The following is a 25,346-nucleotide window of genomic DNA, read 5'->3' on the forward strand; positions in this document are numbered from 1 at the left end:
CTTTAATACAGTTGACTGACTTGTATAGACAAGAATATACAGTAGCGCAATTGGCCTGAGGTTTTTTCACCGCTTCAGGCGTTCCCCCGACAGGTACTTTGGCAGGAGTGGCAGATGAGCAACATGATTTCCAGGGCTGTACTGAAACGTTCGTTGTCTTTGTTAGGGCTGGCTGTAGCGATGGGCAGCGTGACTGTCAGCGCGGCACAGGCGGCAGATACACCGGTAGCTATTGGTATCTCAGGGTGGACAGGTTTTGCACCGCTGACGCTGGCGGACAAAGCCGGGATCTTCAAAAAGAACGGCCTTGAAGTCACGCTGAAAATGGTGCCGCAGCAGTCCCGTCATCTGGCGATTGCTTCCGGTTCATTGCAGTGCGCGGCGACTACGGTGGAAACCTATTTAACCTGGAACGCCAGCGGCGTACCGATTAAACAGATTGTGCAGCTTGATAAATCCTACGGTGCGGACGGTATCGCCGTGCGCAGCGGGATTAACAAAATTACCGACCTGAAAGGGAAAACCGTCAGCGTCGATGCGCCGGGCACTTCTTCTTACTTCCTGCTGGCGTGGATCCTCGATAAAAACGGCATGACGATGAAAGACGTCAAACTAGCGACTCTCGGGCCTGACGCAGCCGCGCATGCGTTTATCGCCGGGCAAAACGATGCGGCGGTAACGTACGAGCCTTACCTTTCCACCATCCGCCAGAGCCCGGACAAAGGCAAAATCCTTGCCACGACGCTCGATTATCCGATGGTGATGGATACGCTGGGTTGTACGCCTGCATGGCTGGATAAAAACCCGAAAGCCGCACAGGCGCTGGTTAACAGCTACTTTGAAGCGCTGGATATGATCAAGAAAGACCCTGAGAAATCCAACGAAATCATGGGGGCTGCGGTGAAAGAAACCGGCAAACAGTTTGCGGAAGAATCCAGTTATCTGCGCTGGCAGGATCGCGATGCCAACAAGAAATTCTTCAGCGGTGAAATCGTCACCTTCACCAACGAAGCGGCGCGCCTGCTGACTGAGATGAAAATCCTGCGCAAAACGCCGGACATCAACACGTTATATGACGCGAAGTACGTGAAATAGCCATGAAGGACAAAGACATGAACAGTTCTGTCACTCAGGCAGCCGTACATCCCGTTAATGCGCCGTCAGATTTACGCGAGCCGGCCCCGTTGCCGGCAAGCAAAAAAATCTGGCATAACCCGATGATGGTGCCTTTGCGTCCGGTCGCCGCAAGGCGACGCGGTTTCCTCGGGTTCTGTTTTTTTGTCCTGTTTTTCGCCCTGTGGTCGCTGGTGACGTTTACCGGATTCGTGTCACCGACGTTCCTGGCCAGCCCTGCCAGCATGTTGCAGGAAGGCGTTTTACTGTTTACCGATTTCGATTTCACTACCGATATCGGCATGACGGTGATGCGCGTGCTGGGCGGTTTTGTTCTGGCCTGCGCCATTGCCGTGCCGCTGGGCATTCTGATGGGGTCGTACAAACTGATTGAAGCGTTTTTTGAGCCGTTTGTGTCGTTTTGCCGTTATCTGCCTGCGTCAGCGTTTGTTCCGCTGCTGATCCTGTGGGCGGGTATCGGTGAAATGCAGAAAATTCTGGTGATTTTCATCGGCTCCTTCTTCCAGATAACCCTGATGGTGGCCGTGACGGTGGGCGCTGCGCGACGTGATCTGGTCGAAGCCGCGTACACGCTGGGTGCGACGAATCAGAGCGTGGTTCGCCGGGTGATTATTCCGGGTGCCGCGCCTGAAATTGCCGAGCTGCTGCGGCTGGTGCTGGGCTGGGCGTGGACATACGTCATCGTGGCGGAGCTTATCGGTTCATCGAGCGGCATCGGCCATATGATTGTTAACAGTCAGGCGCTTCTCAATACCGGGCAAATGATCTTCGGCATTATCGTGATTGGCTGCATCGGTTTGCTTTCTGACCTGTTATTTAAAGCGGCAAACCGCCGCCTGTTTGTCTGGAGTTCACTGTGATGAGCCATCCGAAACTGAGTGTCCGGCAGGTGGAACGTATTTTCACCGGCCCGAAAGGCGAGAAAACGCAGGCGCTGTTGCCGGTGGATTATCAGGTTAATGAAAATGACTTCATCACCATTCTCGGGCCTTCGGGCTGCGGCAAATCCACGCTTTTGCGCATTGTGGCAGGGCTGGATCAGCCGACGCGCGGGGAAGTCTGGCTTGACGGAGAGCTGGTTGACGGGCCGGGCGCTGACCGGGGCATGGTGTTTCAAAGCTACACCCTGTTTCCGTGGCTGACGGTGGAACAAAACATCCGTTTTGGTTTACAGGAACGCGGTGTCAGCAAAGCGGCGCAAAAAGAGCGCAGCGACTATTTTATTAATAAGGTCGGGCTGCGCGGATTTGAGCAGCATTTTCCCCGCCAGTTGTCCGGCGGCATGCAGCAGCGCACCGCCATTGCCCGTGCGCTGGCGAATGACCCGAAAATTTTGCTGATGGACGAACCTTTCGGCGCGCTCGACAACCAGACCCGCGTAATGATGCAGGAACTTCTGCTGTCGATTTGGGAATCCTCGCGTAAAACCGTGCTGTTCGTGACACACGATATCGACGAAGCGATTTTCATGGCAAATAAAGTGGCCATTTTCAGTGCGCGGCCGGGGCGGATTAAGACAGAAATAGCCGTCGACTTCCCGCATCCGCGTGATTACACCCTGAAAACGTCACCGGAATTTATGGCGCTGAAAGCGCGGGTGACGGAAGAAATCCGTACCGAAACACTGCAGACGATGGATCACTGATCTCTCCCTGCGGGTAAGCATTGAACGTTGTTGTGTCAGGTATTGCATAAACACCCGGCGGGCTGAGGCCTTAGCCGGGTTTACTTCCCGTTTCACTTGTCTATACAGGAATAGATTATGGCTTCTTCATCCACCGATTTAACCCTTTGCCGCCTGCAACCGGGCCACGTTGACCTGCCGATGCTGCGCAAAATTTATCAGGGCAATGTCCGCCTTGAACTGGCTGAGGAGGCACGCGCTGGCGTACTGGCTTCGCAGGAAACGGTCACCCGCATCGTCGAGTCGGGCAAAGTGGTTTACGGGATCAACACCGGTTTCGGCAAACTGGCGCAGACGCGCATTCCTGCTGAACGGCTGGCTGAGTTGCAACGTAATCTGGTGCTGTCGCACAGCGTCGGTATCGGCAAGGATCTGGCGGATAACGTGGTGCGTCTGGTCATGGCGACCAAAGTCCTGAGCCTGTCGCGCGGGCATTCCGGGATACGCATTGAAGTGATTGATGCGCTGATTACCTTGTTTAACGCGGGCGTGTATCCGTGTATTCCGGAGAAAGGCTCGGTCGGCGCTTCCGGCGATCTGGCTCCGCTGGCGCACCTCTCCCTGATGCTGATTGGTGAAGGTCAGGTCACGGCGAAAGGTGAAAAAATGTCGGCCATCGCCGGGCTGGCAACCGCCGGTCTGGTGCCGTTTGAACTTGGCCCGAAAGAAGGGCTGGCGCTGCTTAACGGCACCCAGGTTTCAACGTCTCTGGCGCTTTCCGGTTTGTTCGAAGCGGAACGCGTATTTTCTGCCGGGCTGGTGGCAGGCGCATTGTCGCTGGAAGCCATCAAAGGTTCGGTAAAACCGCTCGATTCGCGCATTCACGAAGCACGCGGTCAGCAGGGCCAGATTGGCGTTGCAGCGGCGCTATCAACTATTCTGGCAGGTAGTGACATTGTCACGTCTCATGCCGATTGTGGGCGTGTGCAGGATCCGTATTCCATCCGCTGCGTGCCTCAGGTGATGGGCGCTTGTCTGGATAATCTGCATCACGCTGCACGTATTCTTCGCATCGAAGCCAACGCCGCCTCCGACAATCCGCTGGTCTTCTCTGAAAATGGTGATGTGATTTCCGGCGGTAACTTCCACGCGGAACCGGTGGCATTTGCTGCGGACATCATCGCGCTGGCGGTGGCGGAAATCGGTGCGATTTCAGAACGCCGCATGGCGCTGCTGCTTGATACCGGCCTTTCCGGTTTACCCCCGTTTCTGGTGAACGACGGCGGTGTGAACTCCGGTTTCATGATTGCGCAGGTGACGGCGGCCGCGCTGGCGTCAGAAAACAAATCGCTGGCACATCCGGGCAGCGTCGACAGCCTGCCTACGTCGGCGAATCAGGAAGACCACGTTTCAATGGCGACTTACGCCGCACGCCGTCTGGGCGACATGTGCTTTAACACCAGCGTCGTGGTGGGTATCGAAGCCATGGCGGCCGTACAGGGGATTGATTTCCATCGTCCGCTGCAAAGCTCTGTGACGCTGGAAAACGAAATGAAGGACATCCGCGAAAACGTCGCATTTCTTGAAAAGGATCGCCTGATGGCGCCGGACGTCGAAATGATGCGCCTGTGGGCTTCCCGTGAACACTGGCCAGCGGCGATTGAAGCGCTGCTGCCAAGCTTTGTCTGACTGCAAGATTCGCCTGATTATTTTTGTGTTAACACACCCTGTTTGAGAGAAGGAACCGACGATGAACGCTCCACAAAAAACGGCCGTAGCCCGCGTTGTTCGTGCGCCGCACGGGACTGAACTGAGCTGCCAGAACTGGCTGATTGAAGCCGCGTACCGCATGATCCAAAACAACCTTGATCCGGATGTCGCAGAGCGCCCGGAAGACCTGGTGGTTTACGGCGGGATTGGTAAAGCGGCGCGTAACTGGCCCGCGTTTGAAGGCATTCTGGAAAGCCTGCGCCAGCTGCGTGAAGACGAAACGCTGCTCGTTCAGTCCGGCAAACCGGTCGGCGTATTCCGTACCCATACCGATGCGCCGCGCGTGCTGATTGCCAACTCCAATATCGTGCCGCACTGGGCAAACTGGGAGCATTTCCATGAGCTGGATAAAGCCGGGCTGATGATGTACGGCCAGATGACCGCCGGTTCGTGGATTTACATCGGCGCGCAGGGCATTGTTCAGGGCACTTACGAAACGTTCGCCGAAGCGGGGCGTCAGCACTACAACAGCGACCTGCGCGGCAAGTGGATTTTAACCGCCGGTCTGGGCGGTATGGGCGGCGCACAACCGTTGGCGGGCGTTCTGACCGGGGCGTGCGTGCTGGCGATTGAATGCCAGGAATCGCGTATCGATTTCCGTCTGCGTACCCGTTATGTCGATTACAAGGCGCACAGCATTGATGAAGCGCTGGCGATGATTGAAAAAGCCTGTGCGGAGAAAAAAGCCATTTCCGTCGGCCTGCTGGGCAACGCCGCGGAGCTGATGCCGCAGCTGGTGGCACGTGCGAAAGAAGGCGGTTTGCGCCCGGATATCGTCACCGATCAGACCTCGGCGCATGACCCGCTGAACGGTTATCTGCCGGAAGGCTGGAGCCTGGAAAAATGGCAGGAAGCGCGTAAATCGGATCCGCAATCTGTAGTGAAGGCCGCAAAAGCCTCGATGGCAAAACACGTTCAGGCGATGCTGGATTTCCACGCAATGGGCATTCCGACCGTTGATTACGGCAACAACATCCGTCAGGTGGCGAAAGACGAAGGCGTAACCAATGCTTTTGATTTCCCGGGCTTTGTCCCTGCATATATCCGTCCGCTGTTCTGCGAGGGCAAAGGCCCGTTCCGCTGGGTGGCGCTTTCCGGTGACCCGGAAGATATCTATAAAACGGACGCCAAACTCAGGGAGCTGTTCCCGGATAATGCCAACCTGATCAACTGGCTGGATATGGCGCGCGAGCGCATCGCCTTCCAGGGTTTACCGGCGCGTATCTGCTGGCTCGGTCTGGGCGAGCGTCATATTGCCGGTCTGGCGTTCAATGAAATGGTGCGCAACGGTGAGCTGAAAGCGCCTGTTGTCATTGGCCGTGACCATCTGGATACCGGTTCAGTGGCCTCGCCAAACCGTGAAACCGAAGCCATGAAAGACGGCTCCGATGCGGTTTCCGACTGGCCGCTGCTCAATGCGTTACTCAACACCGCGGGCGGCGCGACCTGGGTCAGCCTGCACCACGGCGGCGGCGTCGGCATGGGCTTCTCACAACATGCGGGTATGGTCATTGTGGCGGACGGCACTAAAGAAGCCGATGCACGCCTTTCGCGCGTTCTGTGGAATGACCCGGCAACCGGCGTGATGCGTCATGCTGATGCCGGTTATGAGCAGGCCAAAGCCTGCGCGGAACGCAATGACCTGAACCTGCCGATGTTATGAAAACCGTTTGGGTGAGTCATTAATACAACGGCAATTAAACTGAACAAAATCAGCGGGCAGTGGCGCAGGTCGCTGCCCGTTTTGTTTCTAAAATAATCTGAAAATGCGTTAAAAAGTGGCGTAAAACCGCGCGGACTTCCGGCATACTCGGGAACAGAATCTTCACAGCACGAGGTAAAAGATGGCTTCAGATCCGACAGCTTTTGATGCAGCAAAAGAGTGCCTGAAAAATCTGGCAAGGCCCGCATCACGGGCGCTGGGCGTGTATAACGCCGGGCTTTCAGCCGACGCTGTACAGCAAAAATATGGCGCAGCCCGTATCGCCAAACTGGCGAGCAATGAAAACCCGCTGGGGGCCAGCCCGAAAGTCATCGCAGCACTTGAAGCCGATGCCCGTTTCAGCGCGATTTATTCTGATGCCTCGAGTGCGGCATTGCGTGCGGCGCTGGCGGAAGAAACCGGTGTCAGCGCGGAAAACATTGTGGCCGGCAACGGTTCTGAAGACATTTTACACATGCTGGCGCTGGCCTTTCTGAACCCCGGCGACCGCGTCGTCACACTGATCCCGTCTTTTGGTTTGCATGAAATTTTCCCGCGCATGATGGGGGCAGACGTCACGCTGGTGGGCGTCAGCGCACAGCAGCAGTTCGATATTGAGGCCTGGGAACAGGCGCTTTCCACACCTGCAAAAATGGTGATTTTCAGCAATCCGTCGAACCCCGTGGGCTGCATGCTGGGGCGCAAAGGATTCGCCCGAATTATCGATGCCGCCCCGCAGGATTGCATTCTGGTGATTGACGAAGCTTATTTCGAATATTGCGAAGACGAGCCGGATTACCCTGACAGCCTGCGCGTTCTGGCTGCGCAGCCGCGTCCGTGGATTGTGTTGCGTACCTTCTCCAAAGCTTACGGGCTGGCCGGTTTGCGCATTGGCTATGGTTTAGCCAGTCATCCTGAACTGGTGAATCTGCTCGACCGTGTCCGGACACCGTTTAACATTAACCGCTCGGCGCAAACTGCCGCCGTTGCGGCTTTGCAGGACAAACAGCACGTGCGTGACAGCATTGCGCTGGTCACCGCGCAGCGAGAAAAAATGGCTGCAGAGCTGACGGCTCTGGGCTTTACCGTTGCCCCGTCGCACGCCAATTTCCTGTTCTTTGACTGCGGTCAGCCGAGCGCGGAACTGGCACAACGATTGCTTACTTATGGCGTCATTATTAAGCCGTGGCGCGAAACCGGTTATGAAAACTGGATCCGCGTTTCAGTCGGCAACGAGCAGGATAACCGGCAGTTTATGGAAAGCCTGAAACACATTCTGGCGGAGGAAGCCGCGTGAAGCGTGCTGCGTTAAACATTGAAGAATTGCGCCGTCAGGCCCGGTGCGCGTTGCCGCGTTTCGCTTTCAGCTATGTGGAAGGCGGGGCGGATGATGAAAAAACGCTGAAAGATAACCGTGAGGTTTTTGCCCGCTGGCGCTTTATTCCGCCGGTGCTGACGGATTCCAGCCAGCGCGATTTATCTGTCACGCTCTGCGGGCAGACGCTCTCTGCGCCGCTGCTGATTGCACCGACCGGTTACAACGGCATGCTGCGTTTTGGCGCAGACGCCATGCTGGCGCGCACGGCTAAACGCGCCGGTATCGGATACATCCAGAGCACGGTGTCCACGGCGTCGATTGAAGAAATCGCGGCTGAAAACCTGCCGCAGCACTGGTTTCAGCTGTACGTATTAAAAGATCGCGCGGTGACAACCGGTCTGCTGGAGCGGGCGAAAGCTGCCGGATGCACCACGCTGGTGGTGTCAGTCGATGCCGTCCATTTCGGTAATCGCGAAAAAGACAAACGCAACTACCGGCGGCCAATGAAGCTTTCGTTGTCGAGCCTGGTGGATGTTGCGCTGCATCCCGGCTGGGTGTGGCGGACGCTGAAACCGGCGGGTATGCCCGGTTTTGGCAATTTAAAACCTTACGTGCCTGCAGATAAACAGCGTGGCGCGGGTGGGGCGAGTTATTTCTCGGAGCAGATGGATACCCGCCTGAACTGGGAAACTCTTGCCTGGATCCGCAGCCAGTGGAAGGGCGCGCTGCTGATTAAAGGCATTCTGGCACCGGCCGATGCGCAACGGGCGCTGGACGCGGGCGCCGACGGCATTGTGCTGTCCAACCACGGCGGCCGACAGCTCGATGGTTCGGTCAGTGCGATGGAAGTCCTGCCGGAAATTCGCCAACTGTGCGGCGCGGATGCCACTATTCTTATCGACAGCGGTTTTCGTCGCGGTACCGACGTGGTGAAAGCGCTGGCGCTGGGCGCGAATGCCGTATTGCTTGGCCGCCCGATGCTCTACGGCGTGGCGGCGGCGGGCGAAGCGGGCGCACAACGTGCGCTGGAGATTATCTTGCAGGAAGTAGACCGCACGCTGGCGCAGCTTGGTTGTACGTCGGTGAAACAGCTGGGGCCGCATTTGCTGCGCCCTCAGCGTTAATGCGCACAAAGTAAAAACAGTCAACATCCTCAGAATTTTTAACCTGAATCAGTCAGACACAAGCATCACGGAGAAGCAGTTATGCAGGCACAGAACATTATCTTTCCGGCGCAAATTCTGCGCGGCCCCGGCGTTATTTCTCAGCTTGGCGATATTTGTGCGTTGCTGGGAAAACGCGCGCTGGTGATTGGCGGGCATCAGGCCCTGATGGCGGTGGGCGATAAAATTCGTCATCAGCTTGAAGGCTGTGCGGTGGAACTGGTGGGCAGCGAATGGTTTGGCGGTGAAAGCAGCGAAAGCAATATCACGCGTCTGGCGAAAGTCGTGAAAGACAAAAAGGCTGACATCGTGATTGGCGTGGGCGGCGGGAAATCTCTCGATACCTGCAAGGCCGTTGGCGTGGAAACCAACGTGCCGGTGGTGACCATTCCCACCATCGCTGCGACCTGCGCTGCCGTGACGCCGCTGACTATCCGTTATCACGATGACGGGCATTTCCGTGATTTATTCCCGCTGCCGCAGGCCCCGGCGGCGGTCATTATCGACAGTGATATTCTGGCTGCCGCGCCGTTGCGGTGGCTGGCTGCCGGGCTGGGCGATACGCTGGCAAAATGGTACGAATTCCGCGCCATCAGCAGTCATCACGGCCAGTTAAGCGGCGTGGCGCGATCTTCGAGCGCCAACAGCCGGATTTGTTATGACCTGATCGAATCCTGTGGCCCGGCTGCCTGCGACGCGGTGCGCGCCGGTAAACCGAACGCCGAACTGGATCAGGTGCTGGACGCCATTTTCATGTTTGCCGGTCTGACCTCGCTGATGAGCAGTGGGGCCCATGCCGCCGCATCCCACGCGATATATGAAGGATTTACCGTTTGCGATAAAACGCGTGAATTCGGCCACGGTTTGCTGGTCGGTTTCGGTAATCTCTGCCTGCTGGCGCTGGAAAACCGCAGCGACGAAGAGCTGATGGAAGCCATCAGACTCGCCCACGCCTGCGCCGTGCCGCTCCGTCTGAGTGAAATCGCCGAACTGAACGCCGAAGAACTCGACAGCATCGTGAAGGCCTCGCTGCACGCACCGGATATGGAGAATATGCCGGGGCATGTGACGGCCGGGGGATTGTATGAGGCGATTTCACGGGTAGAGGCAATGGCGGATCTGATTTGATCTTTTTGGCTTGCAAGTTTGGGGTAGCGACCTGAACGGGTTTTAAATTCAAAATCAAGACCTTGGGCTCGCCGCCCAAACTGGCCCAAAGGGCGCGTTAACGCGCGCGCCCTCTGGACACCCGCGCTTTTTAACTGCGCGCTGCCGCTCGCTGGATACGTTTCAGCAACTCCGGCTAGTGCCGCAAACGCCGCCGCTGCGCGGTTCTCTCGCCTCGGCTTCGAACCTGCTCGAAAAAAGACTCTCGCTGTTTCTCACCACTCACTCGACGTCGTTTTGAAAGCGGCCAGGGGCTATGTAATTCGGAAGATACATGCAGGCTGGATTTTGATTTGCTCCTTCCCCTTGGCAAGGGGAAGGACGGGATGGGGTTCGAAATGGCAACTTTAAAGGTGGGTTGTTTGCAAAACCCCCTCCCGACCTCCCCCTTCGCAGGGGGAGGAGCAGACCAGCAACTCGCAAAAGCTTGCAGATTTACTTTGCCTCCAGCCGCTTTCAGAAAGCTTGCCGAACGAAGGGTTTTGAGACCTGTGGCTCGAAACCGAGAAAGGGAACCGCGCAGCGGCAAGTTTTCGCGGCAATAGCGGTGGTAACTGAAACATAGCCAGCCAGCGATAGCGCGCAGTTAACGAGCCCGGGATTTTCAAGGGGTGCGGCGATAGGCGCCCCATGAAGCCGGTTTGGGTGGCAACCCAAGGTCTTGACCTGAGCGAGCAGCGACATTGATAAACCGAAATTTTCTCGATCATTTGTCAGCGCAAAAGCTGCAAGCGTTCAGATCCCCGCTAGATACCCCCCATCCACATATAACACCTGTCCGGTGATATACCGCGCGGCCTCGCTGCTTAAAAACACTGCCGCGCCGGTCAGGTCGTCGAGTTCTCCGAAACGTCCGAGCGGGATTTTCTCCTGCATTTGCTGGCACCAGTCGGCATTTTCGTAAAACTCAGCCGTCAGATCGGTTTTGAAATACCCCGGGCCGATGCCGTTAACGCGAATGTTTTTTGCGGCCCATTCCGTTGCCAGCGTGCGGGTCAGACCGGCCATGGCGGATTTCGATGCACCGTATGCTGCGGCACCCGGAACGCCGACCTGGCTGGTGAGCGAGCAGAGGTTGAGGATACTGCCGCCGCCGTTATCGGCCATCAGGCGTGCGGCGGCCTGTGCGCAGAAAAATGCGCCTTTGAGGTTAGTAGTGAGAATGGTGTCCCAGAGCGCTTCGTCAACGTCCAGTGACGGGCAAAGGTGTTCGGTTCCGGCGTTGTTGACCAGCACATCAGGCGGTGCGGGCAGCGAAGCCAGCGCGGCGGCGAAGGTGGCGGGTTGCGTGACGTCGAGCACCAGCGGAAAGGCCTCCGCGCCAAGTTGACGGATTTCCCCGCAGACGGCGTTTATCGTGACGTTGTCACGTCCACTGAGGATCACGCTGGCACCGGCTTTTGCCATGCCGATCGCCAGCGCTTTACCGATGCCGCGTGAGCTGCCGGTGATCAGCACCCGTTTGCCTTGCAGCGAGAACGGATCAGTCATTAGCTTTCTCCGCCGGGCTGATCCCGGCCAGCCACTGGCTGAATTCGTCGAGATCTTCCACCGGCTGGCTGCCCAGCATGACGGACATCGCCAGACCGAGAGCGGAGCTGGTGGGGGTATGGCCACTGAAACCGCCTGCGCGGAGATCCAGAACCAGCGTCGGGCAGCAGAACATGGCAAGGCGGAAAATCCGCTGCCAGTGCGGCGGCAACCAGCCACGGCGGGCGAGTTGTGCCAGTAACGGCTGCCAGTATTCCTCGCCCTTGTCGCGCAGGAAGGCGGCGCGCAGCGGCGTCAGCTGCCAGTTGTGATCCACAAACAGCGTATCGCCACGGCGCATGACCGTGACTTTGTACAGTTCGCCGCAGCGCGCGGGTTCATACAGCCACAGCGGATGCGCAAAAATATTGTGGAAGGTGGCTTTGATTTCCGCCAGCAGCGCCGGAATGTTGCGCCCGGCGAACGCGGGGTCGAAACTCACCAGCTGCGGAATTTCTTCTGACGTGTCGTACCAGACGTTGGCGTTGTGCGCGTCGCCGTGTGCGGTGATGACGCCGTGATCGGCAAGTGCGGCGGGCGCGAGGCGCGTTCCCGCTTCGGCGAATAATTGCCGCAGGCTGTGTTCATACGCCACGCCGTTGATGACCCAGCGCAGGTTGCTCAGCGTTTGCCATTCCAGCTGTTCGTCTTCGAGCTGGAAACTTTTGCCGGCGTAAAAACGCGCGACGCGGCCACCGAAACCGGCGGGGATCTCCGGGTTGTCCGGGGAAACCAGCCGGTGATGGAACAGCTGGTGAATGGGTTCTGCGGAAACGGCGTCCACCGAACCGGCTTTCAGCGTCGGTAGCGTACAGGTGAGGATATCGCGGTCAGCGCGGCGCTGGGCTTCTTCGATTTCGGCTTCCTGATCCCACGCCTGCTGCTGTTCGATGTCCCGGCAGACATCCGCCATGCGCCGGTCGTGGCGCAGGGTATACATCAGAATCTGCCGCCCCGGTTCGCCGCAGGCATACACTGGCACATCGACCCGAAAGCCGCTTTCACGCAGCAATTCAGCGTTGTAATACTCTTCGATGGTTTTATCTTCGCCTTCTTCATTGTGATATTTGAAGAACAGGGCGCGACCATCGTCGAGCGTCACCGTACCGTTGAGGGAATTCAGGCTGTACTGGTCACGGTTGATGGTCAGCTGACCGGCCTTCACGCCGGTGACTTCGCCGATCAGCTGGCGGAGCGCATCCGCCGCTTTTTGCCATTCTCCCGCGTGGACTAACTGACGCGCCTGCGCGGCCAGCGGTTCACTGCCCGTCAAATTGCTCATCGTTATTGGCCTTTTTTGTTGAGGATCTCAGTGCGTAATGCCGATACCGCCAGCGCGTGGCCGGGGAAGCCCTCGTACAGTGCGAACGCGTGGGCTTTTTCGGCCAGCGGCGCGTAGCCTTCGCGGGTCACGTAGCCGACTGAAATACGTTTCATGTAATCGAAAACGGACAGCGGGCCGACGGTTTTTGCCGCGCCGTTGGTGGGCAGGACGGCGTTCGGGCCGAGCACGAAATTCCCCAATGTGATCGGCGTGTAGTTGCCGAGCAGGATTTCTCCGGCGTTGCGGATTTTGCCCATCACGGCCATCGGTTCTTCGGCAAGGATTTCCAGATGTTCCGGCGCGTACTGGTTAACAAATTCAACCGCAGTGTCGAAATCGGGCGTCAGCACCACGCCGCCGTGCGTACCGCATAACACAGCCTGCGAGAAACCGGCGCGCTTTTCGCCGATTTGCGCCCAGTAGCCGGGCAAGGCGGCAATGGCTTCTTCGGCCACGCGGCGGCTGTTTGTCACCAGATAAGCCGAGGAATCCGGCCCGTGTTCGGATTCTATAATGAGATCTAAGGCCGCCAGCGCGCCGTCCACGCTGTCATCGGCCAGAATTAAGCTTTCGCTGGGCCCGGCGGGAATGCCCGGATCGATAAGGTTTGATAACTGGCGTTTAGCCGCCACAACCCAGGGGCTGCCCGGCCCGACGATTTTCAGGCATTTCGGTACGGTTTCGGTGCCGAATGCCACGGCCGCCACGCCCTGTGCGCCGCCGCATTTATACACTTCGGTGATGCCCACCAGCCTTGCGGCGACCAGCGTGGCGTCGTCCACTTTGCCGTCCGGCCCCGGCGGGGTGATGACAATGGCGCGTTTGACGCCAGCCACCACCGCCGGGATCGTGGTCATCAGAAAGACGCTGGGGAAAGACCCTTTGCCGCGCGGCACGTAGCAGGCGACGGAGTCGATCGGCACATGGCGGTCACCGGCAAATGCGCCGGGGCGGATTTCTTTCATCCACATGTCTTCGGGTTTCTGCGCTTCGTGGAATGCGCGGATGTTTTCCACCGAGAAACGGATGGATTCGATAACCTGCGGATCAAGGCGTTCAAACGCCGTGGCGAACTCGGAATCTTCCGCCATGATGCTCATTTCCGGCGCGGTGACCGCGTCGAAATCGCGGGCAAAGCGTTGCAGGGCGGCGTCGCCTTCGGTGCGCACGGCGTCGATAATCGGTGTCACGCGCTCAATGAAAAAGGATAAATCCGCTTCGGTGCGCTGGAATAATGCCGGTGGCAGGTCGGTCGAGTCGCTCAGGTCATGAAAAGTCACAGCTTGAAAAGGTGCAGACATGGTAAATCTCCGGTGATCAGGCCAGCGCGGCGCGGGTGTGGCCGCTGCGGATAGTGTGGAGAACCTGACGTTGCAGGTCAGTGAATTCAGGGCTGGCGGTCAGTTCTTCGCGGCGCGGGCGCGGCAACGGCACATCAAACGTTGCCTGAATGGTGCCCGGTCCCATCACCACGATGCGATCGGAAAGATAAACCGCTTCCTCGATATCGTGGGTGACGAACATCACCGTCAGCCGGTGTTGTTCCCAGATACCGGTGAGCAACTCCTGCATCTGGTGGCGCGTCATGGCATCGAGCGCGCCGAAAGGTTCATCCATCAGCAATATTTTCGGGCGATAGGACAGCGCGCGCGCAATCGCCACGCGTTGTTTCATACCGCCGGAAAGCTCGGACGGCCAGGCGTCAGCAAACGCCGTCAGCTGAACCAGTTCGAGATGCTGATCGGCTTTTTCGCGGCATTCCGCCCGGCTGAACCCGGCGGCTTTGAGCGCAAATTCGATGTTCTGCCGCGCCGTCAGCCAGGGTAATAAAGTATAGGACTGAAACACCACGCCACGGTCGATGCCCGCGCCGCGTATGGTTTGTCCGTCAACCTGGACGTCGCCGCTGTCGTAATCCTCAAGGCCTGCCGCGATGGACAGCAGGGTGCTTTTGCCGCAGCCCGACGTGCCGACGACCGAGACAAATTCGTTGTCCGCCAGCGTCAGGCTGATGTCGTGCAGTACTTCGCGCGTCTGTTTGCCGACCTGAAAACTTTTGTGTAAATGGGAAATGGTTAAAACCGACATCACGCATGCCTCTTGTTGTAGCGGAACAGTACGCGCTCGGCGGCACGCATAATCTGGTCGCTGATTAACCCCAATATCCCCAGCAGCAGGATGTAGCCGATAATGGTGTCGGTCTGGAAGAAGCGCTGGGACACGACGATGCGGTAACCCAGCCCGGAAGTGGAGGCGACCAGTTCGGCCAGCACCAGCCACGTCCACGCCCAGCCGAGGCTGATGCGCAGTGCGTCCCAGATGCCCGGCAGCGCGCCCGGTAAAACGATGCGGAAGAGGATTTTGCGATCCGGCATGCCGAGCGTGCGGCCTAAACCGACGAAATCGCCCGGCACGCGCTTCACGGCGTCGATCACCATTAACACCTGCTGGAAGAAGGTGCCGATCCAGATAATCAGGAATTTCTGCACATCGTCCGTACCGGTCCATAAAATGGTCAGCGGCACGAACGCCACCACCGGCATGTAGCGAATGAAATCCACCAGCGGTTCGGTCAGGGCTTTGAAGAAACCGTAACAGCCTGCCAGCACGCCAATCACAATCGACATCACCGAGGAAATGGCGAACGCAATACTGATGCGGTAGAGGCTGCTTTTGACGTCACTCCACAGCGTGCCGTCCTGCGCCAGTGACACCATTTTCAGCCACACGTCGGTGAGTTTTGGCAGAAAAATCGGCGGAATGGCGCCGCTGCGGGTCGCCAGCCCCCACGCCAGAAACAGGACAACGAACAGCGCCACGGCGATGCCGACGAACAATTTGCGCGACGGCAGGCGGCCAATCACCATCAGGTTGAGCGGTTTACGGCGCGAACTCATGGCAGGCTGTTCACAAAGCTGGCGTCAATCACCTGCGCGGCGGCGACTGGTTTTGGGATCAACCCGGCGGCGGTGGCGGCTTTCAGCACATGCGCAAACGTCTGGTCGGAGAACGAATGGCTGAGCACCTGTTTGTTTTCGGCCAGCGAATAATATTTCACGCCGTCAAACGCTGATTCTAAATCAGCCGGTGTGGCACCCACGGCTTTGGCAATCAGGGCGCGGTCGGCGGTGGTGTTGGCCTGATAATGGGTCAGGGCGGCGTCCCAGCTTTTAATCAGCGCGGCAATCTGGCCCGGTTTTTCTTTCAATACGGAATCGCGAACCACCAGAACGTCGCCGATCAGGCCCGGATCGGAAGAGCCGCTGTAGAGCATTTTCAGCGACGGATCCTGTTTTCTGGCGGCAGAAATGTACGGCTCGTAGGTCACGGCAGCGGTGACGCGTTTGGCAATCAGCGCGCTGCCTGCGGAATCGGCAGGCATCGGCACCGGCGTGATATCACTCCATTTCAGCCCGGCCGAGTTGACGGCGCTGTGCAGCAGAATGTCGCTGGTGGTGCCTTCTTCGAACGCCACCTGTTTACCTTTCAGGTCTTTCAGCGTGGCGATGTCTTTGCCGACCAGCAGGGCATCGGCGGTTTCGCTCTGATCGAGCAGTAAGACGACTTTCACCGGCAATCCGGCGGAAACCATTGCCATCGCGGTGTGTGTGGCGATGTTTGCGCCGTCAATCTGCCCGCTGGCTAACGCGGCGTTGATGTCTTTGTCTTCGGCGAAGTTAATGATGTCGACCTTTTCCAGCCCCTGCTGTTTAAAAATGCCCTGACTTTGTGCGACGTGCCATTGTCCGTAGCCCAGCCAGGGTTCGATACCCATTTTGAAGGTACCGGCTTCCGGCGCTGTCGTTGCCGCGCCAGCACTCAGGCTGAATGTCGTGAGAGCGCCAAGGCAACAGGCCAGCGCAACTTTGTTTTTTAAGGCGTTTAAGGTCTGAGTAGGTGACATGGTGATCCTCGCATGGTGTTGAAAGAGAGAAAGACGGCTAATAGAAATCCTAATGTGCAACCCTGTATAGACAAGTGAGTAAAGCAATTACTACGCCACAGTTGAAATCACGGAAGGAAATCAGGCAGGGCATTGATGTTATACATTTTTGGATAATTAATGAGAAGGAGGTAAACGAATTTATAATTAAAAGTGATAACCTGCACCACAATATGACTTTCATTGCTCTGCGCCGGTGCACAAGACGACGGAACCGGCAATATTCCCGCTTAATCGAATCAGCTGGCTTTCGCTTCAGGCCGGGGAATGAGTGCCTGTTTGAGGGCGCTAAAGAATAAATTCAGCACGGAATTAAACGGTGCGCCTTTTTTTACTACCAGGCTGAACGGGGTGGCTATTTCAATATTATCCGGCATCAGGGCTTTGAGTTTATTTCCGCCCATGAACGCACTGGCATAATGTTCCGGTAAAAAACCGAGATAATTACCGGTCATCAGTAACATGGTGACTGCTTCGACCTGTACGGCGATGGCGTGCGGCGTTGTGACGTCGGAGAAGATATTTTTCTTACTGTGATTGGCGTAAAAGTGATTCACCATTTGCGAGGATTTGATTTGTGATTCTTTAATTTCCTGAGCCGGAACGGAGAAGAACGGGTGTTTATCGCCACAATAAAGATAGGTCATTTCGTGATACAGGAAAAAGTAATCAAATTCCGGTTTCTCCTGATAGACAGGCATGATGCCGCAGGTAAAACGGCCATCAATCACGCCGCGTTCAATCTCATCGAGCTGGGTGGCGTGCAGGCGGATGTTCACCTTTGGCGCCTGACGGTAAACCTCGCCTAAGCCACAGACGACGGGCGATTGCGGATCCGTGATGGTGTTGTCGATAATGCCGATGTTCAGTTCGCCGAACAGTTCGTGGCGGGCATGATTGAGTTTGTCGCGAAAGAGGTTGATGGAAGAGAATAAATCCAGACAAGCCTGATAGGCGACTTTTCCGTGTTCGGTTAAATAAAACCCCTCACGCCCGCGCGTGCAAAGTTTCATCCCGAAGCGGATCTCCAGATCCGATATTTGTTTGCTGATTGCCGCCAGGCCAATATTCAGTTCATTACAGGCGGCGGTAAATCCACCGGCCTCTACCACGGTTTTAAACACGCGCAAAAGTTTTAAATCTGCGACGCCAAGGCTGTGCTGGTTAATATCACTTTTCGCGGGTGACGTGTTTCCTGATTTGGAAAGTGGACTTTCCATAATAAATATTTACCCCCGCTCTAAAAATCTACAACATCAAATTCACTTAGCCTCACTCGTTATTACGCTGTAAGCCCAGATTGTTCAGTGTCATTCGAAATGCTGCCGGCTGAAATTTATTTCAACGCCGTCAGACAATACGCTGGATTCAGGTTTGCAACATCTATGCCATAAAAGGAAACGATCATGTCCCAGCAGCCAGAACTTCTTTGGGGAGCCCGCTTCAAACACGGGCCAGCCGCGGCGTTAAGCGCCTTATCGCGCAGCCCGGAATATTATTTTTCACTTGCTGAATATGATCTGGAAGGGTGCCGCGCACACGCTTATGAATTAAAGCGCGCCGGTTTACTTGACGAGAATGAAACCCGGCAGATGGTTGAGGCCATTGAGCAACTGGCCGCCGATTTTCGCGCCGGAACCGTGACGCCGGTTCAGGGCGATGAAGACGTGCATACGTTTATCGAACGCAGCCTGACCGAACGGCTGGGCGCACTTGGCGGCAAACTGCGCGCCGGACGTTCCCGTAATGACCAGACCGCCAACGATTTGCGTCTGTATCTGCGCGATAACACCCGCAAAATCGTGGTGGCGCTGCTGGAATTACAAACCGCGCTGATCAAACAGGCTGAACAGCATATCCATACCCTCGCACCCGGTTTTACGCATCTGCAACAGGCGCAGCCGATTGTGTTTGGTCATCAGCTGATGGCGCATGCGCAGTCGTTTTACCGCGACGTTGAACGCCTGCGTGACTGGGATAAACGCTGCGCACTTTCCCCGCTCGGGGCGGCGGCGATGGCCGGTTCTGCCATCGCGATGCACCCGGAATTATCCGCCAAAGATCTGGGCTACGACGGTGCCTGTGAAAACTCCATTGACGCCGTTGCCAGCCGTGACCACGTCGCTGAATTTCTGTTTGCCGGCAGCATGCTGAGCGTCAACTTATCGCGCATTTGCGAAGAAGTTTGCCTGTGGGCGTCGCGCCAGTTCCGCTGGGTCGAGCTTGACGACGGTTACGCCACCGGCAGTTCCATCATGCCGCAGAAGAAAAACCCTGATATTGCCGAGCTGACCCGGGGCAAAAGTGGCCGTCTGATTGGCAACGTGACGGCGATGCTCACCACCATGAAAGGGCTGCCGCTTTCGTATAACCGCGACCTGATTGAAGACAAACGTAATGCGATGGACACCGTTGATCAACTGTTGCTGGTGCTGCCTGCAATGGCCGGAATGATCGACACCATGAAGGTGAACGTTGAACGGCTGCGCGAACAGGCACCGGAAGGTTTCACGCTGGCGACCGAAGTGGCGGACTGGCTTTCCCGCCGCGGCGTGCCGTTTAAGGAAGCGCACGAAATCACCGGCCAGCTGGTGCAGGTTTGCGAGCAACACAATCTGGCGCTGCATGAACTCAGCGACGCACAGCTGCTGGCTGTAGATCCGCGTCTGAACGCTGACGTGCGCGATTGCCTGACGTTAGAAGCCGCGGTGAATGCCCGCAGCGGCTGGGGCGGTACGTCTCCGGTGCGCGTGGCCGAGCAGATTGAACGGTTGAAAGTGCGTCTGGCCGGGCAGTCGGCCTGGGCAACGGCGTACACCGGCCTGTCTTTATAACGTCTGCATAACTTCTACACCTCGCGGGGAGCGGCGAATGACTTTGTATCAAAAGACGTCTGAAAATGTGAAAACCGCTGATATCGATCTCAGCGAATACCACTACGTGCCGCAGCGTTATTACGGCCGGATTTTTGCCTCGGTTGTGATCCTGGTGCTGCTGGCCTTGCTGGTGAACGCCTTTGCGCACGGCAAAATCGAATGGCAGTACGTGGCGCAGTTTCTGACCGCCAAAGCGATTTTGTTCGGGCTGGGCAACACCATTGTGATGTCGGTGCTGGCGATGGCGCTGGGGATTGTGTTCGGGGTGATTATCGCGGTGATGCGCATGTCGCAAAACCCGGTGCTGCGCAGCGTGGCGATGGGCTATACGTGGATTTTTCGCGGTACGCCACTGATTCTACAGCTGTTGCTGTGGTTTAACCTGGCACTGATTTTCCCGACCATTTCCATTCCCGGCCTGTTCAGCATTCAGACCGTGGACATCATGACGCCATTCACTGCCGCGCTGCTTGGCCTGAGCATTAATCAGGGCGCGTACACCTCGGAAGTGGTGCGCGCCGGGCTGATTTCGGTCGATCTCGGGCAGTACGAGGCGGCGAAGTCCATCGGCATGACGCGTCTGCATGCGCTGCGGCGGATCATTTTGCCGCAGGCGATGCGGGTGATTATTCCGCCTATCGGCAATGAATTCATCAGCATGGTGAAGACCACCAGTCTGGCGAGCATGATCCAGTATTCCGAAGTGCTTTATAACGCGCAGACCATTTACTTCGCCAATGCGCGGGTGATGGAACTGCTGTTTGTCGCCGGTATCTGGTACCTGGTGGTGGTGACGGTGTTGTCGCTCGGGCAGAACCGTCTGGAACGCTATTTCGGCCGTGGCACCCGCCGCCGCACCAGCCACTGAGGAGCGAGACCATGAAAAGTATTATCAAAGCCGTCAACGTCAATAAGTACTTTGACCAGTTTCAGGCGCTGAAAAACATCAATCTTGAGGTTAAACACGGCGAAGTGATGTGCATCATCGGGCCGTCAGGCTCGGGGAAAAGTACGTTTCTGCGCTGCATTAATCAGCTTGAGCGCATCGACAGCGGCGGCGTCTGGGTGGATGACGAACTGGTCGGTTACCGCATGGACGGCAAGAAACTTTATCCGCTCAATGACCGGCAGATTGCCCGCCAGCGGCTGAAAACCGGCATGGTCTTTCAGCGTTTCAATCTGTTCCCGGACAAAACCGCGCTGGAAAACATTATCGAAGGGCCGTGTCAGGTTCTGCTGCGGCCGGTGAAAGAAGCCACGCAGGAAGCCATGGTGCTGCTCGAACGCGTCGGGCTGGCGCATAAGCGCGATGCGTATCCGCTGGAGCTTTCCGGTGGTCAGCAACAGCGCGTGGCGATTGCCCGTGCGCTGGCGATGAAACCCAAAGTGATGCTGTTTGATGAACCGACGTCAGCACTCGATCCGGAAATGGTCGGCGAAGTGCTGGCGGTGATGCGCGGCCTTGCCGCTGAAGGGATGACGATGATTGTGGTCACGCATGAATTAGGTTTCGCGCGGGAAGTCGCTAACCGCGTGGTCTTCATGGATGAGGGCGGAATTATAGAAAGTGGTAATCCGGAAGACATTTTGCTTAATCCACAAAACCCGCGGACGCAGAACTTTATCTCTGCCGTCCTCATTTGACCCGTTTGCCGTTAACTTTTGACTATGGGAATGCCTTCATGAAAAAAACACTGTTGTCCCTTATTACTGCGGCTGTTCTGTTGCAGGGCGCGGTTTCTGTCGCCAGCGCCGCTGAGCTGAAACAAAAAGACGAAATCAAAGTGGCGATGATGCCGAACTATCCGCCGCTGGAATTCAAAGATCCGGCCACCGGCCAGCTGACCGGGATGGATTACGATCTGGGTATGGAACTCGGCAAACGCCTGAACCGCAAAATCAGCTGGCAGGAAATCGGCTTCGAACAGATGGTGAACGCCGTCGCCACGCATCGCGTGGACATGATCCTTTCCGGCATGACTGACACCAAACCCCGCCAGGATATCGCCACATTTGTCGATTACTACAACAGCGGACCGCAGTTCTACACCACCGTCGCGCACAAAGAAATCAACACCATGTCAGATCTCTGTGGCAAGAAAGTCGGCACCAGCCGCCGCACCACTTTCCCGGCTGAAATCGCCGCCTGGAGCGAAGCAAACTGCGTTCCGGCAGGCAAACCGTCCATCGTGGTGATTGGCGCGGAAGGCACGGCGGATGCGCGTACCCAGCTGCGTCAGGGGCGAATCGAAGGCGTGGTGCAGGGCAGCGAAACTTTGCCGTACATCATGAATCTGGAAAAAGACACCTATAAACCGCTGGGCAAAGCTTTTGCGTATCAGGTCACCGGCATGGGGATCAGCAAAGACGATCAGCCGCTGATTGACGCGGTGAAAGGCGCGCTGACCGGCATGATTGCCGATGGTACGTATCTGAAAATCCTCACCAAATGGGGCCTGCAGGATGGTGCAATTCAGGAAGTCACCATCAATAAAGGCAAATAACCTCAGGTAACGGACCGACTCATGACGATTTCAGCACAACACTCGGCCAGTCTATGGCCGGAAGGCAAACGCGGCTGCATGGCGCTGGCGTTTGATCTCGACGGCCCGACCGGCGACGCGATGCTTAACGGCACAATCTGGCAGAAAGCGGATTACTTTACCTTCGGTGCTTACGGCCCTTACCGGGCGCTGGGGCGGATCCTCGATTTGCTCAGTGAACATCAGCTTCCGGCGACGTTTTTCATTCCCGCGTGGGTGGTGGAAAACTGGCCGAAACAGTGTCAGGCGATTGTCGAACACGGCCATGAAGTGGCGTATCACGGTTATCGTCATGAGTCTTTTTACGCCATCAGCGCCGAAAAACAGCGCTGGGTGATGGAGAAATCCCGCGAGATTTTCTGGCAGGTGTTAGGGATACGCGCCGAAGGTTTCCGCACACCGTCCGGCGACTGGCACAAGGAAACACCGGCGATGCTGCTCGACGCGGGCGTGACGTATTCCAGCAGTATGCGCGGCGACGACCGGCCTTATCTGATCACCGTGCCCGGCCATGAGCGCCCGCTGGTGGAAATCCCCGGCCGCTGGGAAATGGACGATTACGCGTCTCTGGCCTACACCCGCGAGCCGAATTTCCCGTCGGGTCTGGATCGCACCGCCAGTTACGCGCTGACGCTCGACAACTGGTGCCGTGAATACGACGGCGCGATGAATGAAGGGCTGAGCCTGACGACGTTGTTCCATCCGAAAATCAGCGGAAAACCGGGGCGCATCATGCTGCTTGATCAATTTTTCAGCCACCTTAAAGCGCGTGACGATGTGTGGTTTGCGCGCTGCCGCGACGTGGCGCACTGGTGGATGCAGGAGCACGCCAATGACTAATCAAAACTGGCCGCAGGGCTATCGCTGCGCGGTGATTATCACTGTGGATTTCAACGATATTCACGGCATTCTCAGCCAGGTTCCCGCCGTAGCTGGCCGCGAAAAAACGCTGTCGGTCTGGCGATACGGCACGCTGCGCGGCATTGACCGTTTGCTGGCGCTGCTGGATGAAAAAAAACTGCGCAGCGCCTGGTGTGTGCCGGGCATTGTGGCGGACGAAAACCCGGAGAAGATCCGCGAAATCGACCGCGCCGGTCACGAGCTGGCGACCTGTGGCTATGAATTTGCGCATTTCGACGGGCTGACGCTGGCGCAGCAAACTGACAGTCTGCAACGGGGCAAAGCGGCGCTAAAAGCCCTGACCGGCAAGGTGCCGCGCGGTTTCCGTCTGCCCGCAGGAAACTGGGCACCGGGTTTTGCGGATGTGCTGACGGATGAAGGTTTCAGCTGGACCTCCGGCTGGCGCGGCGATGATTTGCCGTATTTCCAGCCCATGCAGGATGGCTTGCCGTCGCGGCTGGTGGAATTACCACTGCATTATGAGATGGAAGACGAGCCGTATTTCGCCTTTAACCTCAGCCCGGCGGTGCCCCCGGCGCAGTCACGTATTGCGTCCTACAGCCAGACGCTGGGCAACATGAAGATGGATTTCGACGGTTTCTACCGTTTTGGCCTGTGCTATGTGCTGCGGCTGCATCCGGAAGTGATCGGCACCGCCGGACGCATTGGCGTGCTGGCTGAACTCCTGGACTACATCACGTCAAAACCGGATGTCTGGGTCGCCAGCGCCAGCGAGGTGGCCGACTGGTGGTCACAGAATCAGCTGCAAAACGAGGCGTCCCATCCGGCGCAGATCTGGATGCAACACACCGCGCCGGGAGTCAGCCATGAGTAAGATTTCGCAGCAGCAAGTTCTGAGCGAATTTGTGGTGAATACCCATTTCGACGATTTGCCGCCACGGCTGGTGGAACGTACCAAAAGGCATATTCTCGATACGATTGGCGCGGGGCTGGTGGGCGCCACCAGCGACGTGGCGAAAGATGTGGCCGCGATGATCCTCGGCGAAGGCGCACTGCCGCTTTCGCCGGTCTGGGGCTACCGCGAGCTGACGTCCGCGCGCAACGCTGCGCTGCTCAACGGCGTGGCGGCGCACGCGCTGGAACTCGATGACACCGGCGGCTGCGATCATTCCGGCGCGGTGGTCATTCCCGCCTTGCTGGCGGTGTTGCCGCTGTGCCCGCAACCGGTCAGCGGCAAAGCGTTTATCACGGCAGTCGTTATTGGTTACGACGTGGCGCGCCGCGTGCTGGAAGCCTGCGGCGGCTATTCTCCGCATAACCGTGCGGGCTGGCATTCCACGTCAACCTGCGGCGTATTTGGCGCAGCGGCGGCCGCGGGGAAAGTTCTCGGCCTGAGCGCAGGGCAGATCAGCTCAGCACTGGGCATTTCCGGCAGTTTCAGCGGCGGCCTGTGGGCGTTTATCCATGACGGTTCACAGAGCAAAAAATTGCACGCAGGCCGCGCCGCAGAAGGCGGAGTACTCGCCGCGCTCAGCGCCCGGCAGGGTATCAGCGGGCCTGCGCAGTTATTCGAAGATAAGTGGGGCGGATTCCTCTCAACGCTGGCACCGCCAAGCGCAATGCCCGAAATGCTGACGGCAAATCTGGGTGAAATCTGGAAGCTGGAGCGTTGTTCCATCAAGCCTTACGCCTCGTGCCGTGGTACGCATTCCGCCATCGACGCGACCGGCATTTTGCTTGAGGAAATGCACGCGACCGCCGGTGATATCGAAAAAATCGTCGTCCGTTTGTGCCCGTTCCTCAACGGCATGTGCGGAGATAATGAAATCGCCACGCTGGCGGCGGCGCAGATGAGCCTGCGTTACGCCATTGCGGCGCGTGTCGTTTTCGGCCACGCCGGGCTGGACGCTTACGGCGCAGCACAACGGCAGGCCCCGGATTTGCTGGCGATGATTACCCGGATCGTGCTGACGGAAGATGCCACGATGAGTTCCGACGGCGAGCCGGATGTCACGATTTTCACCCGAACCGGCGAATCAAAAACCTTGCGTGTAGATGTCGCGCTGGGCGCGCCGGGAAATCCGGTGTCGGATGAGCAGCTTAAGGAGAAGTTTATGTCGCTGGCGACCCGGGTGATTTCAGTGGCGGGTGCCGGGAGGATCTGGAGCAGCGGGATGGAGATGGAGAATTTGCCTGATGTGCAGGGGGTGTTTGGGCGGTGAGGGGGGAGTTGAAATTGGAAAATTTCGAGTTCAACTTTAAGACCTTGGGCTCGCCGCCCAAACTGGCCCAAAGGGCGCGTTAACGCGCGCGCCCTCTGGACACCCGCGCTTTTTAACTGCGCGCTGTCGCTTGTAAAGTATGTTTCAGCTGCCGCAGCTATTGCCGCAA

Annotated in this window: 22 protein-coding genes; 15 read left to right on the forward strand and 7 right to left on the reverse strand. The window is 57.4% G+C overall.

Translation table 11 applies throughout. The features are described 5' to 3' along the window. The first annotated feature begins 114 nt into the window (after window positions 1–114). The 8 genes from IV433_RS16255 to IV433_RS16290 all read left to right on the forward strand — a co-directional run bounded on the left by IV433_RS16255 (window position 115) and on the right by IV433_RS16290 (window position 9,839). Window positions 115–1,095, forward strand: coding sequence for an ABC transporter substrate-binding protein (locus tag IV433_RS16255; RefSeq protein ID WP_195815176.1), 981 nt, complete (start codon window positions 115–117; stop codon window positions 1,093–1,095). 17 nt (window positions 1,096–1,112) lie between these two features. Beyond that, the gene (locus tag IV433_RS16260; protein ID WP_195815175.1) at window positions 1,113–1,994 is read left to right on the forward strand and encodes an ABC transporter permease; all 882 of its coding nucleotides are present in this window, start codon (window positions 1,113–1,115) and stop codon (window positions 1,992–1,994) included. Then, on the forward strand, window positions 1,994–2,779 hold the full coding sequence (locus IV433_RS16265; protein WP_101078820.1) for an ABC transporter ATP-binding protein: 786 nt from the start codon (window positions 1,994–1,996) through the stop codon (window positions 2,777–2,779). The genes IV433_RS16260 and IV433_RS16265 overlap by 1 nt, the downstream gene beginning before the upstream one ends. A gap of 117 nt (window positions 2,780–2,896) precedes the next feature. Continuing rightward, window positions 2,897–4,447 (forward strand): histidine ammonia-lyase, encoded by a 1,551-nt coding sequence (gene hutH, locus IV433_RS16270; RefSeq protein WP_195815174.1) that lies wholly within the window; start codon window positions 2,897–2,899, stop codon window positions 4,445–4,447. Between the two features lie 61 nt (window positions 4,448–4,508). After that, a complete protein-coding gene (gene hutU / locus IV433_RS16275; protein WP_195815173.1) occupies window positions 4,509–6,191 on the forward strand; it encodes a urocanate hydratase in 1,683 nt (560 codons plus the stop codon). Window positions 6,192–6,372: 181 nt separating this feature from the next. Further along, a complete protein-coding gene (hisC, locus tag IV433_RS16280; protein WP_195815172.1) occupies window positions 6,373–7,527 on the forward strand; it encodes a histidinol-phosphate transaminase in 1,155 nt (384 codons plus the stop codon). After that, on the forward strand, window positions 7,524–8,672 hold the full coding sequence (locus tag IV433_RS16285; RefSeq protein WP_195815171.1) for an alpha-hydroxy acid oxidase: 1,149 nt from the start codon (window positions 7,524–7,526) through the stop codon (window positions 8,670–8,672). Before hisC ends, IV433_RS16285 begins: the two co-directional genes overlap by 4 nt. 81 nt (window positions 8,673–8,753) lie before the next feature. Next, window positions 8,754–9,839, forward strand: coding sequence for an iron-containing alcohol dehydrogenase family protein (locus IV433_RS16290; RefSeq protein ID WP_195815170.1), 1,086 nt, complete (start codon window positions 8,754–8,756; stop codon window positions 9,837–9,839). A 774-nt stretch (window positions 9,840–10,613) separates the two neighbouring features. Here the strand turns inward: IV433_RS16290 and IV433_RS16295 are convergent. The 7 genes from IV433_RS16295 to IV433_RS16325 all read right to left on the reverse strand — a co-directional run bounded on the left by IV433_RS16295 (window position 10,614) and on the right by IV433_RS16325 (window position 17,895). Further along, window positions 10,614–11,369, reverse strand: coding sequence for an SDR family NAD(P)-dependent oxidoreductase (locus tag IV433_RS16295; RefSeq protein WP_195815169.1), 756 nt, complete (start codon window positions 11,367–11,369; stop codon window positions 10,614–10,616). Further along, complete coding sequence (locus IV433_RS16300) at window positions 11,362–12,690, reverse strand: hypothetical protein (RefSeq protein ID WP_195815168.1); 1,329 nt, start codon at window positions 12,688–12,690, stop codon at window positions 11,362–11,364. Before IV433_RS16300 ends, IV433_RS16295 begins: the two co-directional genes overlap by 8 nt. 2 nt (window positions 12,691–12,692) lie before the next feature. Continuing rightward, window positions 12,693–14,033 (reverse strand): histidinol dehydrogenase, encoded by a 1,341-nt coding sequence (hisD, locus tag IV433_RS16305; RefSeq protein ID WP_195815167.1) that lies wholly within the window; start codon window positions 14,031–14,033, stop codon window positions 12,693–12,695. Window positions 14,034–14,049: 16 nt separating this feature from the next. Then, window positions 14,050–14,820 carry an ABC transporter ATP-binding protein gene (locus tag IV433_RS16310; RefSeq protein ID WP_101079694.1) on the reverse strand — a complete coding sequence of 257 codons (771 nt, stop codon included), beginning with the start codon at window positions 14,818–14,820 and terminating at the stop codon, window positions 14,050–14,052. Then, window positions 14,820–15,629, reverse strand: coding sequence for an ABC transporter permease (locus tag IV433_RS16315; RefSeq protein WP_195815166.1), 810 nt, complete (start codon window positions 15,627–15,629; stop codon window positions 14,820–14,822). The genes IV433_RS16310 and IV433_RS16315 overlap by 1 nt, the downstream gene beginning before the upstream one ends. Next, window positions 15,626–16,636, reverse strand: a complete 1,011-nt coding sequence (locus IV433_RS16320; RefSeq protein WP_195815165.1) for an ABC transporter substrate-binding protein — start codon at window positions 16,634–16,636, stop codon at window positions 15,626–15,628. Before IV433_RS16320 ends, IV433_RS16315 begins: the two co-directional genes overlap by 4 nt. 278 nt (window positions 16,637–16,914) lie before the next feature. Continuing rightward, window positions 16,915–17,895: a LysR family transcriptional regulator gene (locus IV433_RS16325; RefSeq protein WP_195815164.1), complete on the reverse strand. Its 981-nt coding sequence runs from the start codon at window positions 17,893–17,895 to the stop codon at window positions 16,915–16,917. A gap of 186 nt (window positions 17,896–18,081) precedes the next feature. Between IV433_RS16325 and argH the strand changes: the two genes are divergently transcribed. From argH to IV433_RS16360, 7 genes are read left to right on the forward strand one after another with little or no spacing between them, the layout of a single operon-like run. Beyond that, window positions 18,082–19,509 (forward strand): argininosuccinate lyase, encoded by a 1,428-nt coding sequence (gene argH, locus IV433_RS16330; protein ID WP_195815163.1) that lies wholly within the window; start codon window positions 18,082–18,084, stop codon window positions 19,507–19,509. A 37-nt stretch (window positions 19,510–19,546) separates the two neighbouring features. After that, complete coding sequence (locus tag IV433_RS16335) at window positions 19,547–20,419, forward strand: amino acid ABC transporter permease (protein ID WP_195815162.1); 873 nt, start codon at window positions 19,547–19,549, stop codon at window positions 20,417–20,419. An 11-nt stretch (window positions 20,420–20,430) separates the two neighbouring features. Continuing rightward, window positions 20,431–21,195, forward strand: a complete 765-nt coding sequence (locus IV433_RS16340) for an amino acid ABC transporter ATP-binding protein (RefSeq protein WP_195815161.1) — start codon at window positions 20,431–20,433, stop codon at window positions 21,193–21,195. 38 nt (window positions 21,196–21,233) lie between these two features. Further along, entirely contained in the window at window positions 21,234–22,055 is an 822-nt protein-coding gene (locus IV433_RS16345; protein WP_195815160.1) for an ABC transporter substrate-binding protein, read from the forward strand. Between the two features lie 21 nt (window positions 22,056–22,076). Further along, the gene (locus tag IV433_RS16350) at window positions 22,077–22,934 is read left to right on the forward strand and encodes a polysaccharide deacetylase family protein (protein ID WP_195815159.1); all 858 of its coding nucleotides are present in this window, start codon (window positions 22,077–22,079) and stop codon (window positions 22,932–22,934) included. After that, entirely contained in the window at window positions 22,927–23,829 is a 903-nt protein-coding gene (locus IV433_RS16355; protein WP_195815158.1) for a polysaccharide deacetylase family protein, read from the forward strand. The genes IV433_RS16350 and IV433_RS16355 overlap by 8 nt, the downstream gene beginning before the upstream one ends. Next, window positions 23,822–25,177 carry an MmgE/PrpD family protein gene (locus IV433_RS16360; RefSeq protein WP_195815157.1) on the forward strand — a complete coding sequence of 452 codons (1,356 nt, stop codon included), beginning with the start codon at window positions 23,822–23,824 and terminating at the stop codon, window positions 25,175–25,177. The genes IV433_RS16355 and IV433_RS16360 overlap by 8 nt, the downstream gene beginning before the upstream one ends. Window positions 25,178–25,346 lie beyond the last annotated feature (169 nt).

The organism is Rahnella laticis, from assembly GCF_015644585.1.
Classification (GTDB): Bacteria; Pseudomonadota; Gammaproteobacteria; order Enterobacterales; family Enterobacteriaceae; genus Rahnella; species Rahnella laticis.

Excerpts from the sequence above, each read along its gene's own strand:
- IV433_RS16255 (WP_195815176.1), top strand. The coding sequence starts at position 115 with ATGAGCAACATGATTTCCAGGGCTGTACTGAAACGTTCGTTGTCTTTG.
- IV433_RS16260 (WP_195815175.1), top strand. The coding sequence starts at position 1,113 with ATGAACAGTTCTGTCACTCAGGCAGCCGTACATCCCGTTAATGCGCCG.
- IV433_RS16265 (WP_101078820.1), top strand. The coding sequence starts at position 1,994 with ATGAGCCATCCGAAACTGAGTGTCCGGCAGGTGGAACGTATTTTCACC.
- hutH (WP_195815174.1), top strand. The coding sequence starts at position 2,897 with ATGGCTTCTTCATCCACCGATTTAACCCTTTGCCGCCTGCAACCGGGC.
- hutU (WP_195815173.1), top strand. The coding sequence starts at position 4,509 with ATGAACGCTCCACAAAAAACGGCCGTAGCCCGCGTTGTTCGTGCGCCG.
- hisC (WP_195815172.1), top strand. The coding sequence starts at position 6,373 with ATGGCTTCAGATCCGACAGCTTTTGATGCAGCAAAAGAGTGCCTGAAA.
- IV433_RS16290 (WP_195815170.1), top strand. The coding sequence starts at position 8,754 with ATGCAGGCACAGAACATTATCTTTCCGGCGCAAATTCTGCGCGGCCCC.
- IV433_RS16295 (WP_195815169.1), bottom strand. The coding sequence starts at position 11,369 with ATGACTGATCCGTTCTCGCTGCAAGGCAAACGGGTGCTGATCACCGGC.
- IV433_RS16300 (WP_195815168.1), bottom strand. The coding sequence starts at position 12,690 with ATGAGCAATTTGACGGGCAGTGAACCGCTGGCCGCGCAGGCGCGTCAG.
- hisD (WP_195815167.1), bottom strand. The coding sequence starts at position 14,033 with ATGTCTGCACCTTTTCAAGCTGTGACTTTTCATGACCTGAGCGACTCG.
- IV433_RS16310 (WP_101079694.1), bottom strand. The coding sequence starts at position 14,820 with ATGTCGGTTTTAACCATTTCCCATTTACACAAAAGTTTTCAGGTCGGC.
- IV433_RS16315 (WP_195815166.1), bottom strand. The coding sequence starts at position 15,629 with ATGAGTTCGCGCCGTAAACCGCTCAACCTGATGGTGATTGGCCGCCTG.
- IV433_RS16320 (WP_195815165.1), bottom strand. The coding sequence starts at position 16,636 with ATGTCACCTACTCAGACCTTAAACGCCTTAAAAAACAAAGTTGCGCTG.
- IV433_RS16325 (WP_195815164.1), bottom strand. The coding sequence starts at position 17,895 with ATGGAAAGTCCACTTTCCAAATCAGGAAACACGTCACCCGCGAAAAGT.
- argH (WP_195815163.1), top strand. The coding sequence starts at position 18,082 with ATGTCCCAGCAGCCAGAACTTCTTTGGGGAGCCCGCTTCAAACACGGG.
- IV433_RS16335 (WP_195815162.1), top strand. The coding sequence starts at position 19,547 with ATGACTTTGTATCAAAAGACGTCTGAAAATGTGAAAACCGCTGATATC.
- IV433_RS16340 (WP_195815161.1), top strand. The coding sequence starts at position 20,431 with ATGAAAAGTATTATCAAAGCCGTCAACGTCAATAAGTACTTTGACCAG.
- IV433_RS16345 (WP_195815160.1), top strand. The coding sequence starts at position 21,234 with ATGAAAAAAACACTGTTGTCCCTTATTACTGCGGCTGTTCTGTTGCAG.
- IV433_RS16350 (WP_195815159.1), top strand. The coding sequence starts at position 22,077 with ATGACGATTTCAGCACAACACTCGGCCAGTCTATGGCCGGAAGGCAAA.
- IV433_RS16355 (WP_195815158.1), top strand. The coding sequence starts at position 22,927 with ATGACTAATCAAAACTGGCCGCAGGGCTATCGCTGCGCGGTGATTATC.
- IV433_RS16360 (WP_195815157.1), top strand. The coding sequence starts at position 23,822 with ATGAGTAAGATTTCGCAGCAGCAAGTTCTGAGCGAATTTGTGGTGAAT.